The 15572-nt window shown below is 41.3% G+C and carries 10 protein-coding genes; 1 reads left to right on the top strand and 9 read right to left on the bottom strand.

Features of this window, described 5'->3' with window-relative positions:
• Nucleotides 1-53 precede the first annotated feature (53 nt).
• Nucleotides 54-695, bottom strand: coding sequence for a DUF4232 domain-containing protein (locus V7K45_RS08985; protein WP_335002487.1), 642 nt, complete (start codon nt 693-695; stop codon nt 54-56).
• 190 nt (nt 696-885) lie between these two features.
• Here V7K45_RS08985 and V7K45_RS08980 point away from each other — a divergent pair, with 190 nt between their 5' ends.
• Nucleotides 886-1434: a pentapeptide repeat-containing protein gene (locus V7K45_RS08980; protein ID WP_335002485.1), complete on the top strand. Its 549-nt coding sequence runs from the start codon at nt 886-888 to the stop codon at nt 1432-1434.
• A 137-nt stretch (nt 1435-1571) separates the two neighbouring features.
• Here V7K45_RS08980 and pip read toward each other — a convergent pair whose 3' ends face one another.
• The 8 genes from pip to V7K45_RS08940 form a co-directional block, all read right to left on the bottom strand.
• Nucleotides 1572-2510 carry a prolyl aminopeptidase gene (gene pip / locus V7K45_RS08975; RefSeq protein ID WP_334846511.1) on the bottom strand — a complete coding sequence of 313 codons (939 nt, stop codon included), beginning with the start codon at nt 2508-2510 and terminating at the stop codon, nt 1572-1574.
• Between the two features lie 110 nt (nt 2511-2620).
• Nucleotides 2621-3571 (bottom strand): AAA family ATPase, encoded by a 951-nt coding sequence (locus tag V7K45_RS08970; protein ID WP_335002483.1) that lies wholly within the window; start codon nt 3569-3571, stop codon nt 2621-2623.
• 64 nt (nt 3572-3635) lie between these two features.
• The gene (locus tag V7K45_RS08965; RefSeq protein ID WP_335002481.1) at nt 3636-4730 is read right to left on the bottom strand and encodes a DUF4350 domain-containing protein; all 1095 of its coding nucleotides are present in this window, start codon (nt 4728-4730) and stop codon (nt 3636-3638) included.
• Nucleotides 4731-4805: 75 nt separating this feature from the next.
• Nucleotides 4806-6980, bottom strand: coding sequence for an O-linked N-acetylglucosamine transferase, SPINDLY family protein (locus V7K45_RS08960; protein ID WP_335002479.1), 2175 nt, complete (start codon nt 6978-6980; stop codon nt 4806-4808).
• A 724-nt stretch (nt 6981-7704) separates the two neighbouring features.
• Nucleotides 7705-10599: an NHLP bacteriocin export ABC transporter permease/ATPase subunit gene (locus V7K45_RS08955; RefSeq protein WP_335002477.1), complete on the bottom strand. Its 2895-nt coding sequence runs from the start codon at nt 10597-10599 to the stop codon at nt 7705-7707.
• A 128-nt stretch (nt 10600-10727) separates the two neighbouring features.
• Nucleotides 10728-11675 (bottom strand): PmeII family type II restriction endonuclease, encoded by a 948-nt coding sequence (locus tag V7K45_RS08950; protein ID WP_335002475.1) that lies wholly within the window; start codon nt 11673-11675, stop codon nt 10728-10730.
• Nucleotides 11676-11735: 60 nt separating this feature from the next.
• Complete coding sequence (locus V7K45_RS08945; RefSeq protein ID WP_335002472.1) at nt 11736-12911, bottom strand: DNA cytosine methyltransferase; 1176 nt, start codon at nt 12909-12911, stop codon at nt 11736-11738.
• A gap of 119 nt (nt 12912-13030) precedes the next feature.
• Nucleotides 13031-15349: an NHLP family bacteriocin export ABC transporter peptidase/permease/ATPase subunit gene (locus tag V7K45_RS08940; protein ID WP_335002470.1), complete on the bottom strand. Its 2319-nt coding sequence runs from the start codon at nt 15347-15349 to the stop codon at nt 13031-13033.
• Nucleotides 15350-15572: the final 223 nt, after the last annotated feature.

Raw genomic sequence — 15572 nt, 5'->3', positions numbered from 1 at the left:
CTTTGATTAAATTTATGCTTTTTCTGGGTATTTGAGTAAATTACAGAACTTTACTAAGGTTGAGTGTTAACGGCTCGTACTGGAGTCACTCTAACTTTGCCTGTACAAGGCTTGATTTGTTCTGTAAGGGTAAAGTGCTGGTAAGCATTAGGAGGCGTGATTTCGATTTTACTAGATATTGGGCAGTTTTGATCTGGGGAACTAATGTGGTTATAAGCTATCTGAAATGAGGCTTGTTTTCCAGGAGCTAGAGTTACTTGTTGACGAGGTTGCTTACTCGAAAAGTAAGTATCCTTGGAACGAATAACTTTAATCCCCTGCAAAGGTCGATCTTTTGCATCAAGTAGTGCCAATCCCGGATAACCGTTAAGGGTGCAAGGGGATGAGGTGTTATTGGTGAAGGCGTAGGTAAGTGCAACATTCCCAACGCCAGCATCTTCGGAAACTCGGCGCACTGACAATTGACTAGTTTCACAGCGCGTCGGATTTGTGGCAGTAGTGGCTTCAGGGGTAGAATGCTGTATGGGTTTTGCAGTCGGTGTAGGTGTTGAGTTTAACACAGCTTCTTTCGTCGGCTGTTCAGTGCTTGCCGGCAAGGCTTGCGGCTGTTTTGTAACAGAGGAAGAACCGACACAGCCAGTCGTCATCGCAGTTAGGAGCAACAACATACCGCTTTCCACAATTAGAATTCGCATATCTTCTTTTTTTGTAGTGAATTACTTACACTGATGCTTCATATACAGTATAAGTTTCCAAATTTACAAGAGTTAGCGTTGCTATGTATATACCATCTTTAGTGTAGATATGAGTGATGCCATTGAAGCTCAGGGCAGTACCTTTTTCTGTTGTCTGCACATATATGTTAATTAATGCGGGAGGTAAATAATGGTCTGGGAAATTACTGCTGAGGAGTTGCTGGAGCGGTATGCTGATGGGGAACGTAACTTTGCTGGAATCAAATTGGCTCATTATGGACTCTATGGATTTCGCCGCTCCAAACATAGTGGACTCGATCTCGATGGTGTGATTTTGCGAGACATCAACCTGCGAGGGGCTGATTTGCGTAGTGTCTATCTGATTGGAGCCGATTTGACTGGAGCCGATTTGGGTGGTATTTTCTTGGAAAGTTGTTGTTTGGAAGGAGCAATTATCCGTGATGCTAATTTGTTTGCTGCTAACGTGACGCACAGTTCCTTCGATAAAGCCGACTTGCGGGGCAGCATTTTGAGTCAAATGAATGCCACATTTGGTCATTTCTGGGAAGTTCAAATGCGAAGTCTCGAAGATGCTATTCTCATCGAAGCTGATTTCAGAGGCGCTCATACCGATGACGGCTTGATTTGCCGAGGCATGAATTTGATTTGGAACACCACTATGCCCAGTGGAACTGTCATTCGCGGCCCCCAGTGGGGGAATGGTCGTGATAACAGATGATAAAAATTCTTCATCTTTTGCCGCTACAATAATTCGGAATGTCAACTTTAATTGTTAGCGATCGCATCAAAATTACCATTAAACAAAATAGCTACGACAAAATCACCTCACATCCTGGGAAAGATTACCTAACCGAATTAAATATTATCTGTTGCCTCAATCAAAGCACTACAAATTCCTGGTTCGCTCATCGAATGTCCGGCATCAGGAACCACTATAAACTCGGCTTCTGGCCAAGCTCGATGTAATTCCCAAGCTGATATCATTGGGCAAACTACATCATAGCGTCCCTGAACAATTACAGCCGGAATATGGCGGATACGGTCTACATTTAAGAGTAATTGATCTTCTGTTTCCAAAAATCCTTTATTCATAAAGTAATGGCATTCAATGCGTGCGAAAGCTGAAGCAAATTCACTCTCGCCAAATTTTTGCATCAGTTCTGGGTCTAAGAAAAGTCTACTGGTACTACCTTCCCAAATTGACCAAGCACGCGCTGCTGTTAATTGAATTTCTAAATCTGGATTGGTCAAACGTTTGTAATATGCTGCGATTAAATCATCACGTTCATCTACAGGAATTGGTTTGAGATATTCTTCCCAAGCATCAGGAAAAATATAGCTAGCACCCTCTTGGTAGAACCAGCGTAACTCTTTTTGTCTCAGCATGAAGATCCCACGCAGAATTAATCCTGTGCATCGAGAGGGATGGGTTTGACTGTAGGCTAATGATAAAGTGCTACCCCAACTACCACCGAAAACCGCCCACTTTTCTATACCTAAATGTTGGCGCAGTTTTTCGATATCACTGACTAAATCCCAAGTGGTGTTTTCTCGTAATTCTGCATGGGGAGTACTTTGACCACAACCGCGCTGGTCAAACATGACTAACCGCCATTTTTCTGGGTGGAAATATTGCCGATAAAAAGCTGGACATCCACCACCAGGGCCCCCATGCAGCAAAACTATGGGTTGACCTTGCGGGTTTCCTGACTCTTCAAAATGAATGGTATGAAGGTCGGAAACTTGTAAACTACCTTCTAAATAAGGCTCGATCGCTGGGTAAAGTTCTCGCATTTTGCATATTTTATCAGTAATGTTGTGATGGCGATCGCTATGTCTTGGTGAAACAACTCCCTTCTCCCAATTTTGCGAGAAAGGGGATTTACGCCAGAGGTTTAATTTTTTTACCTGGGAACTGGTACTTGATTAATTACCGAGGCAATTACCGCATCTATTTGTAAACCATCCAGCATCGCTTCTGGTTTCAATATGAGACGATGACGTAGCAACGGTGATGCAACTGCTTTTACATCATCTGGCGTTACAAAATCCCTTCCCGCTAACCACGCTAGAGCTTGAGATGTCTGCAACCAAGCACCGGTAGCGCGGGGTGATGCACCCAAAGTCAAATCAGGATATTGACGCGATATTGTCACCAACGCCAACAAATAATCAACGATCGCTTCTGATACTTTAACTTCTTTGACTGCTTGTCGTGCTTGCAAAATGTCGGCTACTGTTGCAATTGGTTTCAAACGGCTAATATCTAAACGTCGTGCTGCAAAACCCGCCTGACGATTGAGTAACATTTGCTTTTCAGCCGCTCGATCGGGGTAATCTACCATCAGCTTAAATAAAAATCTGTCTAACTGGGCCTCTGGTAAAGGATAAGTACCCTCAAATTCCAGGGGATTTTGGGTTGCAATTACCCAAAATAAATCTGGTAAAGGCAAACTTTCACCATCCAGTGTTACCTGCATCTCTTCCATTGCTTCTAGCAGCGCCGCTTGTGTCTTGGGTGGAGTCCGGTTGATTTCGTCCGCTAGCAATACTTCAGTAAATATTGGCCCTTTTTTCAAAGTGAAATTGCGGCTATTCAAGTCAAAAATATTAGTACCAGTAATATCTGAAGGTAAAACATCTGGTGTTAATTGAATCCGGCGAAAATCCCCTTGAATTAACTGCGCTAACACTTTTACGAGTAGGGTTTTACCAGTTCCCGGTACTCCTTCTAAAATTACATGCCCACCCGCTAGTAGCGCTACTAAGAGTTGCTGTATTAAGCTAGATTGTCCGACAATTACTTGATTAAGACCTTGACCAAGCCGAATTAAGATAGGATGGGTTTCGCTCATATTTCTTATTGATAAATAACCAACGCAGAGTACAATTACAAAAAAAATAATTACGAATTATGAATTACGAATTACGAATTAATCTAATGGTTCGCCATTTCCCCAACCAGCTTAACAGCTCTCGTTCACTGATGGGTTGTTTGCGAGATTGTAGCTTTAAAACTGCATCTAATTCGGCTGCACTTGCACCTGTTTTTTCCATCCAAAAATCGATCAAGGCTTGACGTTCTAATAGTACTTGCCCTAATCCCAAGGCTTTTTGGAGTTGTAGTTGTTCTTGTTTACCCACCATTTCAACAACAAAGTCGGTGGTATCAGCTTTCTGCAACACCCCGGCTAAAGCTTGGATGTATGCTTCGCTATTATCTACAACTGGTGTATCTAAAGCTACTAGCTTACCAAAGCGGCGATTCTGCGCCCAAACTAGCACTAATAGCAAGATACCTACCTGTATCAAAATTGGAAGTAAAGGAGTTTTGGCAAAAAAGCTAGATAAATCTCCTTCGCTTTCTTTCTTCCTGATATCGGCATCTTTATAGCCGTGGATGTATTCATCGACAAAGACTGTGTTATTTTTTTCAGTAACCAAACTAGCTAAATACTTGAAATTACTTAAATAATCTTGGTAGGCGTTGGCAGCTAAATAAGGAGTGGTAGAAAAAATCACCTTTCCTTTTTTGTAATTTTCTTTCCAGACAACAGCACCAAAGCGATCGCCTAAATTAACTTGCTGGGAGTTAGCTTTTTTATATCGTCTACGTGTATCAATTTTAATATCACCTTCAGGAGATTTTTGCATAGTGCTAAACTCCGCTTCTGTAACCCGCGCCTTTGCACCCAAAATTACCAAAGTATTCCCTTTTTCTACCCATTCCCGCTCTTGACTATCTAGTGTGGTTTCTCTGGGATAGCCGCCTACCTGTAGGAAGGTAACTGGACTGTTCTCTGGCTGAATATCACTAAAAGGCTTTTGCCAACGCTTGATAGAAATTCCCTGTTGTTGCATAAAAGCATACCAAGCACCATAGCCATCAGAGTTACGGTTATAGGTAGAGCCAGCGTTAATTTTAGTATTATTGGGAGCCGCGAACAAACTAAGTAAAACGATCGCAGCGAGTGCGATCGCACCCATCCAAGCAAGGCGATTTGGACGTTTCATTTTCGACTTTCATAGCCTTTGAATATCACTGTTAATACTTACTTATTTTTCAGTTAAAGTCAAAATATACTTTCTTTAACTTCTTGCAGCGATCGCCTGTTTGATGAATGCTTCTAAATTTTGGGTAGCAGTGGGATTGTCAAACAGAACCTTGCTTGAGATTTTTAGGGCTTCACGAACTGAGTATCGCCACTCAATATCTTCGGCTAATCGCACTGCAATCTGAATATATTGCGAGTTATCATCTGCAATTGTTTGTGTTACAGCGATCGCTTGCAAAAAACCATAAGAATGACGCCCCCGCATAAACTCACCAGGACAAGTGACAATTGGTAAATGACAGGCGATCGCATCCAGTGTAGTGTTACCACCCGCCCAATCAAAGGTATCTAAATAAATGTCTGCTAAAGAAAGCAAGTCAAAGTAATCATCACGCGGTAGAACAGGAGAGAATACACAATAGTCAAGACTATCTAACCCGACAGCCGCGAATGCTCGTTTCAGACGTTCTAGAGAAATCCCAGAGCGAAGAAACATAAACTGAGCATTGGGAACTTGACGAGCAATTTCTGCATAAACGTAATCGTACTGCGGTAGATATTTATAAGCAGCTTGACTAGAGATGTAGACGATCGCATCTTCTCGTAATCCAAAAAATAATCGGTTGCGGCTAACTGAGTCAACTTTGATCGTAGGATAGGAAATCCCAACACCAGGCAAACGTACAAGGCTTTCGGTGTAGTGATATTGGCCATTCACAGGCTCCATCAGTTCGCTAGATAAAAAATAGTCAATAGTGGGTAATCCAGAAGTTACAGGTTGCCCCCAAGCCATACATTGAATCGGCGCTAACCGGAGTCCAGCAATACATAGTGTTGTGGCATCCATTCCTAATTCTGGAAAAATTAACACATCAAGGCGATCGTCAAGAACTTGTTGACAAATCTGTTCTAAATTATTCGGCAAATGATAAAACTTCGTACTATGAGACTGAAATAATTGAGTAGCAGCATCAATTTGATGCCCGATGTGATATGAATAAATTTCAAAATTTTGACGCTCTGCATATTTAAGCCAGTTTAAGAACAAAACTGTTCCACTCCAGCTACATAAAAAATAGGAAAGATAGCCAATTTTAATCCTTCGATTGTTGCTAATAGAAGAAATTGGACGCACCTGACTCCATTGCGGATAATTTGTCGCCATAATTTGGTGAACTAGCTGTCCATATTGCTGCTGTAATACCAGGTCATTTTTTGCCTGATATGCAAGAAAAAAGTTTGTATGATGGCTGATTCCGATGAGAGCTTTTTTCTGTTCATCTGGGCTATTCATGGTTATTTCTTGAATCAATTTTTCTAGCCCATTTTGAAACCATGCTCGATAGGTATCAATCTCTTGAGGAGTATGATAAGTTTCTGGAAGCATAAGATAGCTCAACATTTTAAATACGTAGTTTTCAGGAAACTTCTCTGTAACCTGTTGAGCGAAGTTACGAGCTTCCAAATAGTTCTGGCTTTGCTTTAGACGAATAATCAGCCAGTAATAGAGTTCTTCTGCTTGAGGGCAATTGCTAATACCATTTTGCAATGTTGTGATAGCCGCTGGCATCTGACCAGTTTTATGCAAAACATCACTTAACTTCAGATAATAGTTAATTTGGTGCGGACAACTAGATAAATACTTGCTGTAATATGAGATAGCGTTTTCAGGCGATTCACTATTTGCGAAATAGTCACCCCATCTTTGCCAAGATTCTAGCCGAGCCGCTTCATAAATAGTTGGCTGTTCAATTTCTGACAACTCACATCTGGGAACTTGTGCAATTTCTAGCTCCTGGATAATGTAGCGATCTTCGTTATTAATTGGGATACGAAAATTAATGAATGATTTAATAATAGACCATTCTTGGGTGGTTAACTGACCCGTCAGCCCTACATTTAGGTCTTCCGAGACAACCTCTTCTAAACTAAGTTTCAGAACTGTCTCAAAAAGTAATGAGTTAGCATTATCCTGTAGTTCATCCGATAAACTTTGACTGTAAATTAGCAGTGTTATGTCTTGTCTAGCTGGATGTGTGAAAAGAGTTCTGAGAACATTTGTCAAGTCTTCTGCGTTAGCGTTCGCGGAGCGTCTCGAAGAGAAGCTCGCCGTTGGCGCAGCCTCTCGTAGAGAAGGCATCGCAGTTTCTAAATTAGACCAGTCAGGAAAAATAATCAAATTAATATTTCTTAATTCATTAATTAACATAGCGTTGCAATTACTAATGATACGCTCGCCTATTAAACTCGAAAAATCCTAAAAAGTCTTCAGTTTCCCCAGCGACTCAAAAAACTTTTGCACTGGCTCATTTAGTGTAGCTGAACATACTTAAATAATGTAAATAACTACGGTGTCACTTGTAATATCGCTAATCAAGAGAACCTAAACAATTGCTGTAATCCCTTATAAGCCAATACGGTTCAGTTAAGGCTAAAAACTAAAACTGGCGTAGGTTGGGTTGAGGAACGAAACCCAACATTATCAAGGCTTTGTTGGGTAACGCTTAAGCTTAACCCAAGCGTATTGCCTTATAGGCTATGAGTTACAACTACGATTTTTGGAAATAAAGTCAATACTGCATTTGGCTGCATTATCGCTTATGTTTTAAAAGAGAAGATTGTTCGTGCTATTTGAGCGGTGTTGTATGGATAGAAGCAATTCGTAATAAACAAATTGAAAGCCGTGCAATCGCCACAGATACCGCTATAGTTAAAGCGATAACCCAACTTAATCCAAGAACATTCTTAGATACTAGACGCGGTGAGGAATGGTTGTCTCGACAGCTTTTCTTTAGGAATTGATGGCTAATACCATTTTGGATTTTAGATTTTAGATTTTGGATTGTGAAACATCCATTGGATAAGTGTTTCAGTTTCCCATCTGTCGCAATCATTTTTTAAATTGGTATAAGGTGTTGATTTTTGCGCCGATCTCAAAGTTCCCCTGCTAACTGTTGAGCTACCAGTTTGGCAAATAACCCTGATTGGGCAATCAATTCCGAAAAATTACCTACCTGCACGACATGACCAGCGTCGATAACATAGATGCGATCGGCATTACGAATTGTGCTGAGGCGATGGGCAATTACCACTCTGGTAGCATTTAATTTAGCTAAACTTTCAGTTACAATTGCCTGGGTGCGGTTGTCTAAAGCACTGGTTGCTTCATCCATCAAGATAATTTTAGGCTTGGAAACAAGCGATCGCGCAATCAATAATCTTTGCCGTTGTCCACCGGAAAGATTACTACCACCCTCGGCAACGATCGTATGCATCCCCATTGGCATTTGCTTGATATCATCAGCAAAACCTGCCATTTGTGCTGCTGACCAAGCTTCTTCTAGGGAAACTAAAGCCCCGGCGGTGATGTTATCAAAAACCGAGCCTGTACCGATTTTACCATTTTGCAGTACCACTCCTAACTGTCTTCGCACAGCCTGGAGTTCCATCTCTGCTAAATCTTTGCCATCATAATAGATGCTACCTGTCAACGGAGTTTCAAAGCCCAATAACAACCGCAATATCGTTGATTTTCCGCTTCCAGAAGACCCAACGATCGCAATAAATTCCCCTGGTTCGGCATGGAGGCTGACATCATTGAGGATTAAGCTGCCATTTTCCGAGTAGCGAAAGCTGACACGATTTAGGGCAATGCGACCGTTTAATTGACCGGGGTTAACCTTGGTTGAGTCATATTCAGGCTGCGATCGCCAAATCGGTTTTGCTCGTTCCCATATTGGTACAATACTCCAAATTTCCGATACAGTATTGCTCAGATCAATTATTCCTTTGATAAAAATTGCCAAAGCATAGTTAAAAGCAACAAATGTACCCAGTGTTAGGCGTGTCTGCATTAATAGCATGGCAAACCCAAACAGCAGTATAGAACTTACCAAAGGGAGTGCTTCGTTAAATATAGAAATACCATCTTTTATCTCTTGCCAACTCGCCTTCAAGCGGATTTGCTGGCTGTATTTTTTCGCCCAAGCTGCAAATGCGCGTTCTTCTGCCATTGTCACTCGCAGCTTGGCGACACCGTTGATTAGTTGTACCGTGAGTCCCTGAATTGCCCCATTGAGTTCTTGCTCTTTTTTCGATTTCTTTACCAACAGGAAACTTGCAACAGTCGTAACTATAGCGGCAAATATTGCTAAACCAACGCCCACAAGCGCTAGTTGCCAACTGTAAATAAACATCAGTACTAAGTTGAATAAGGCAAAGACTCCACTCAACAACGTCCGTTGCGTAGCACCACTGAGTTTTTTATGAATTTCCCGCACCGCCATAACGCGGTTGACCAAATCTCCAGAAGTGTACTGACGAAAAAAGCTAGGACTTAATCTGAGTAACCGATCCCAGATTGCTGGCTGCAATATGCTATCAGTGGCACTTTCCACTCGTAGAGTAATAATGCTTTGGGCAACTTGAAAAGCTAACTGTCCAAAAGCGACTGCAAACATGACCAATCCGATCTGCCAAAGCATTGCGCGATCGCTATCGGGAATGGCATGATTGATTAATATTGCTGTTGCTTGTGGTGCAACCATGCCCAATATTGTGCCCATTAACCCTACCACCAAAATACTGGCAATGTCTTTTTCATAACCCTTAACCCCAAACCGCAGTAGGTCGATGGCGGTGAGCGCAACTTGGGGTAACGGTCGATACAGAATGTAAGCTAATGGTGACAGTGTTTTTGCTAGCGATTCATTTACAGGTGTTCGAGTCTGCGCTACGGGGTCAAAGATCGTATAATCCCGATTATCTGTAGGTAACAACGCCACTGGGCGCTTTTCCAACTGAGTATAAGCTAACATCGCCCCTTGGTCTTGACGCCACCAGCCATCTGCTAAAGTTATACGCCGAATCCGAATTTGTGATGCTTGCGCGATCGCAGCTACAGGGTCTTTAATAGAATTCAAATCCTCTGCTGGTGGACGAATCTCTATCCCCAGCGATCGCCCAACTGCACCAAATGCTATTAATAAGGGCGGCCCTTCCTGAGAAAAAACCGCCTCCTGCTGTGGCTGCAATACTGTTGCTAAATCAGAGAGTGCCCCCTCTATTACTTGTTGATTAAATTGTTCGCGTTCTTGAAACTGCCGAAATTCTGCTTCTGCTTCTTTATTTGCCAGCAAACTGAAGTAGTGAAAGAAATAAGTATGCAAACTGGCTAAACCTGCCAGAAGTTCCTCGAAATTTTCTAAATCTGCCGTTGGTAACATCTCTCCAATAACCGCATTTTCTGCCTCCAGCCACATATCACTCGTGAGTGGAAACGCTGGTGAAGTAGAATTAAAGGTTAATTCCTCAACTCCCATCCAATGAATATTGCCCTGCTGCAACTTTACCCATAGGAGTGTTTGTTGTCTTCCCTGTAGCGTTTCACCAGGCGATAATGAAAAATCCCGCCCTAATGTCTGCACAAGGTTTAATGGCGTTGTCAAAACTGTCTGCTGGGCACTAAGAGATTGTCCTAAATGATTTACCCAACCTTCTAAAAGTTCTATGGCTTGAGAGTCAGCCGCCGCGATTCCCTTAACCAAATCAACCATTGACATCTGGCATAATTGGCTGGGTTCAATTGCGATCGCTACAAAATTCCATTGGCTTTGTGCTATTACTTCCGGTAACAATGCTTCACCAGCGTTGACATGAAACAAATAGCGGCGATGCTCCTTTGGTAAACTGTTTTTAACTCTATTTGCAAACACTGCTAATGTTCCAGACTGAACTATCCAGAGAGTTTCTGAGCTATCCAACAGTACTGGTTCGTTTGCTTGAAGGGAGTAGATTTTAGAAGAAGGATTCACCTGCGGGCTACTCATTACTCAATTAATGGGATATTTGACGATCTAGAAATCTTTTGCTATATCAGTACTTTTATTTAGTACATAGCGTTTACAATATATAATTTTAGAAAAAAATATTGCGTATTACTATTGAAAATTTGGCATTAAAAAATACTATTAATGTAATTCGATACTCCCTGATGACCATCTCCAAAGTCTTGTATAAATTCATCAATTACTCTATTTGCACAACTATCTATCTCTTCGGAAAGGGAATTTTGATGCAGTATTTGATGCGCTGATTTACGTAAAACCTCAAATAATTTAGAACTGTAATCAGAGTCTTCGCTCAAGAAATTCCACAGTTCTTTGCCAATCAAAGTTTGCATTTCCCAATCAGGCAGTATTTGTTTTAATAAACCAATTGTTACTGTTTTACTTGTTCTTTTACCATAAGTAAATCCTATATACGCTTTATTTCCTTCTTTAACCTTTTCTTGAATTTTTTCAGCCCAGTAAACTACTTGGTCTTTATCCATATTGTTTGGGCCGCTTTTTATTTGCAGCCAAAATTTTTCACCATCACTCGTAGTTTTAACCAAATCCCATCCTGATTTATTAGGAGCTTTTTCAACGGTATCAGAATTAGTAAGTAACAGGTCTTCTATAAAAAATCCCATAGATGTAACGATTGAGCGAGTAGCCGCCATATAAACATTTAATCTGACAACTGCATCTGGAGTATCTAAATTAAGCGCTCTAATTAAAAATGGGTTAGGATTTAAGTTCTTTAAAGATAGGTTTCTAACCATATTTAATTGTTTTTGGGTGAATACCCTACTAATAATGGCTAAATAATTTTCCGCAACTGTAAGTTCTGCTGATAAAGAGCCTGATTCCCTATATCTAGACAAATTAGTAATTTCTTCGTCTGTTAACTTTAAAACGTTTTTACCAGATATACTCTTGAGGTTTTTGAGTTTTTCTTCTTCAAATTCTAAGAAATCTTTTATATCTGCAAAATATGAGGCAAGAGAACGTGCTTTGTTAAGTGTAAAACCTACCTCATTTTTTAGAGCGTATGCTAACATTTCATGAAACTGTTCGGACACTTTTTTTATCCTAAATCTAATAAAATAAATTTCATAAAACTAAATCTTTCAAAAGTTCACCTAAAAAAGTGAAAGCTGTTCAAAAACATTTGTTGATTCTGGTTTCTCATTTTTGATTATTTTAGATAAATATTGTCCTATTGCGTGAGACAGTTTAACCGGAACAGAATTACCTATTTGTCTATATCTAGAGGATAGAGAACCATAAAATACCCAAGTATCAGGAAAAGTTTGAATTCTTGCATATTCTCGTACACTCAGAGGTCGTAATTCAACAGGATGACACATATCCGTAGCTTTCTGATGTGGGCTTGTTGTCACCGTAGGAGAGGGTTTATCCCAAGACAATCTTCTATAAAATCCAACTTTGCCACCTCCAGATTTGTAAGCACCTCCCATTGCTTCAGGCTTTAATTCATCTGGTAAATGTCTCCAGTTTTGACCTTCTTTCAATAAAGCAAGATATTTTAGACGTTGTTTTGAATAAGGGATGTATTCTGGAATTGGGTCGGATAAATGAGACAGAGCATCTCTAAGAGTTCGCCATTTATGAAGTCCTTTTAAGCCGTTTTTATCATGAGTTGGTTTAGGAAAAGTTAGAATTTCACCATTTTTTGAACCAATAAATATTACTCTCGCTCTCGTTTGCGGTACACCATAATCAGCAGCTTGTACTAGCATAGGAGGAGCTACTTCATAACCAATTGCTTTCATTTGGGCTAATACAACCTTAAGGGCTGCACCCTCAGTTTCATCTGGTTCTAAAGAAGGGTATCCAACACCTCTTTGATTATGAGGTCTATGCCGAATCGGAGATGAAAGTAATCCTTTGACGTTCTCCATTAAAAAAAAACGAGGTTGAATTTCTTTCACAATGCGAATGAAATCCATAAATAAACTTCCTTGTGGATCTATAACAGAACCACGCTTACCCGCAGTGCTGAATGGCTGACAGGGCGGCCCTCCTGTTACTAGGTCTACTTCACCAGGTAAAAGAGGTCTACCAAGTTTTAAAACACGTCCTCCCTCTTCTAGCAATGTTTGTGCTGAAATCTGCCTAATATCTCTTGGTACAGCACTTTCTCTAAGGTGGGGGCGGTTCAGAATAATAGTTTTTGTTGCATCAGCATCTATTTCAACTACGCTGACAGTATAAAAACCTGCTTCTTCTATACCCAAATCAAGACCGAAAGCTCCTGCAAACAGAGCAATGGATATTAATTGGTTATTAATCACTTTTTCCTCAGATTTACAAAATCAATTTTACTCACATTTAAACCTAATAGATTTTTATAATTCCCACAAAATTTTTACTTGGAAATCCCTTACATTGTCGTCTAAGTTTTTTATAAATACTAGCTTGCCTCTGCCGCGTGAAGTAGGCGAACATAAGTTCCGCCTTGCTGCCATAATTCCTCATGAGTGCCACGCTGCACGATTTTACCTTGGTCTAGGACAATAATTTCATGGCAATCGCGGATTGTGCTAAGGCGGTGGGCTACTACAATACACGAACAACCACGCTGTTGCAAGTTACGGTTAATAATCAACTCCGTTTCTGCATCCAGGGCGCTGGTTGCTTCATCCAGTACTAAGACTGTAGGATTTCTCACCAAAGCGCGGGCAATTTCTAAACGCTGGCGTTGTCCACCACTAATATTCATACCGCCTTCAATCAACTCAAAATCATATTTCCCAGGCATAGATGCGATCGCATCATGAATGGCTGCATCCTGACAAGCTTGCACCAAATCAGCTTCTGGCACAGTTGAATCCCAAAGAGTGATGTTTTCTCGCACAGTCCCGGCAAATAAAAAGATATCCTGTTCAACCATTGCCAACCAGTTAGCCAGAACAGAACGCTTAATTTGCGATCGCTCTACACCATCAAAGCAGATTTCTCCTTCCCAAGGTTGATAAAGCCCGCAAATTAATTTAGCAACTGTGGATTTACCAGAACCACTTCCCCCTACAAGCGCTATTCTTTGCCCTGGCTTGACAGTCAAACTCAAATTCTCAATCAACGGAGGTTCTACACGACTATAGCCAAAAGTGACATTTCGTAACTCAACATTACCCTCTAATTGCCACATTGGGCATTGGGCATTGGGCATTGGGCATTGGGCACTTGTACTGAGCGTAGTCGAAGTATTGGGCATGGGGACTACTTGTAATAAGTTCCCCTCTGCTCCTCTGCTCCTCTGCTCCTCGGTCACTGAGCGTAGCCGAAGTGCTGCTCCCTTGCCTGGCTCGACTTCCAAATCAACGGGGTTTTGCAATACATCATCAAGGCGGTTTAAATCAGCTTCTAAATCTTGGAGTGTACTGCCGAAGTTAACGAGGCTATTAACTGGCTCTAAGAAGCTCAGTGTTAAACTTTGGTAGGCAACCAGCATTCCAATACTGAGATTGCCTTTAATTACCTGTAAACCACCAACTAGCAGAATAGAAGCTGTGGCTAGGGCTGTCAAAATTGTGGGTAATGTGGTGAGAATTTGAGTTTGTAAGCCTAATTTTTGTTGGGCGTTGAGTGCTTTAGCATAGTAACCCGCAAACCGAGCAAATAAGTCTGACTCCAGCCCAGAAGCTTTGATGGTTTCTATCGTTTGGATGCCACTAACCGTTACTCCGCCTACCTTGCCATATTCCTGAGCTAGGCGCATGTTTGCATCTACACGAGTTTGCGATAAAAATAAGAGAGCGAGAATGTTGATTGCAGCAAAACCAACTGCGATCGCACTCAGCAATGGGTCATACTGAATCATAATCAGCAGGTAAAAGACCATCATCACCGCGTCAATTACTGTAGTTGCCAAAGACCCTGAGAGTACTTGTGCCACCCGGTCATTCAGTTGTACCCGGTTACTGATTTCCCCAGCAAAGCGTTGATCGTAAAACCCAACAGGCAATCGCAGAATATGCCAGAGAAATAGTCCTGATGTGCTGACTGATAACTTAACCATCAATCGCCGCAGGTAGGTAAGCCGCAGTCTGGCAAGGAATGCCCGTAATAAAGTAGTTAACAGCATTCCTAACAGCAAAGGTCGTAACCAATCTTGCCGGTCTTGGATTAAAATCTCATCGATAAATACCTGAGAAAAGGCTGGTACAGCTAACCGAGGCAGTGTTAGCAATAATCCAGCTAGCAAGCAAAATAAGATAGTAACTCGTGAGTTTTGTAAGCGGCTACTTAAGGCTGAGACAATGTGATTTTTTTTGCCTCCCTTCTGAAAGTCCGCTCCTGGTTCCATTGTCAGCACAACACCCGTGTATGCGCGATCGAACTCTTCCCAACTTACTGTTCTCCGACCATTTGCAGGATCGTTGAGGTAAACGCGTTTTTTGCTATATCCTTCTACCACGAGAAAATGGTTAAAATTCCAAAAGGCAATGTAGGGGAGACGGGTAGTTTTGACGTTTTCCAGAGACAGTTTTAAACCTTTAGCATTGAGTCCATAGTTCTTGGCAGCTTTGAGGATATTAAAAGCTTTGCTGCCATCCCGCGAAACACCGCATTCTTCACGCAGTTTAGCCAGTGGCACAATCCGCCCGTAATAGCTAAGAATTATTCCCAAAGCAGCCGCACCACATTCGACCGCTTCCATTTGCAAAAGTGTAGAAGTGCGGACACGATTTGGTTTAAATTTTGGAATTGGGAATGGGGGATTGGGCATGGGAAAGGGGGAAGGGGTAAGATTTTATTATTTTAATGACTGATTTATGGATTGAATTTGATTAGATAGCATACGGCTCAACTCCATAGCTTGATTATGAAGTTGTGTATAATTTGGTTGGTCTAAATACAATACGGTTCAGTTAAGGCTGAAAGACTGATTAGTGATATGAAATTTAGGAGCTTCAACTCGTTGTCCAGTACCTCTATGTTTTGGCTTTTTA

The organism is Nostoc sp. (assembly GCF_036917375.1).
Taxonomy (GTDB): domain Bacteria; phylum Cyanobacteriota; class Cyanobacteriia; order Cyanobacteriales; family Nostocaceae; genus Nostoc.
The sequence above is the reverse complement of the archived record's forward strand: the minus strand, read 5'-3'. Positions and strand labels throughout refer to the sequence as shown.

Coding starts and splice junctions, on each gene's coding strand:
- V7K45_RS08985 (WP_335002487.1), bottom strand. CDS start 695: ATGCGAATTCTAATTGTGGAAAGCGGTATGTTGTTGCTCCTAACTGCG.
- V7K45_RS08980 (WP_335002485.1), top strand. CDS start 886: ATGGTCTGGGAAATTACTGCTGAGGAGTTGCTGGAGCGGTATGCTGAT.
- pip (WP_334846511.1), bottom strand. CDS start 2,510: ATGCGAGAACTTTACCCAGCGATCGAGCCTTATTTAGAAGGTAGTTTA.
- V7K45_RS08970 (WP_335002483.1), bottom strand. CDS start 3,571: ATGAGCGAAACCCATCCTATCTTAATTCGGCTTGGTCAAGGTCTTAAT.
- V7K45_RS08965 (WP_335002481.1), bottom strand. CDS start 4,730: ATGAAACGTCCAAATCGCCTTGCTTGGATGGGTGCGATCGCACTCGCT.
- V7K45_RS08960 (WP_335002479.1), bottom strand. CDS start 6,980: ATGTTAATTAATGAATTAAGAAATATTAATTTGATTATTTTTCCTGAC.
- V7K45_RS08955 (WP_335002477.1), bottom strand. CDS start 10,599: ATGAGTAGCCCGCAGGTGAATCCTTCTTCTAAAATCTACTCCCTTCAA.
- V7K45_RS08940 (WP_335002470.1), bottom strand. CDS start 15,349: ATGCCCAATCCCCCATTCCCAATTCCAAAATTTAAACCAAATCGTGTC.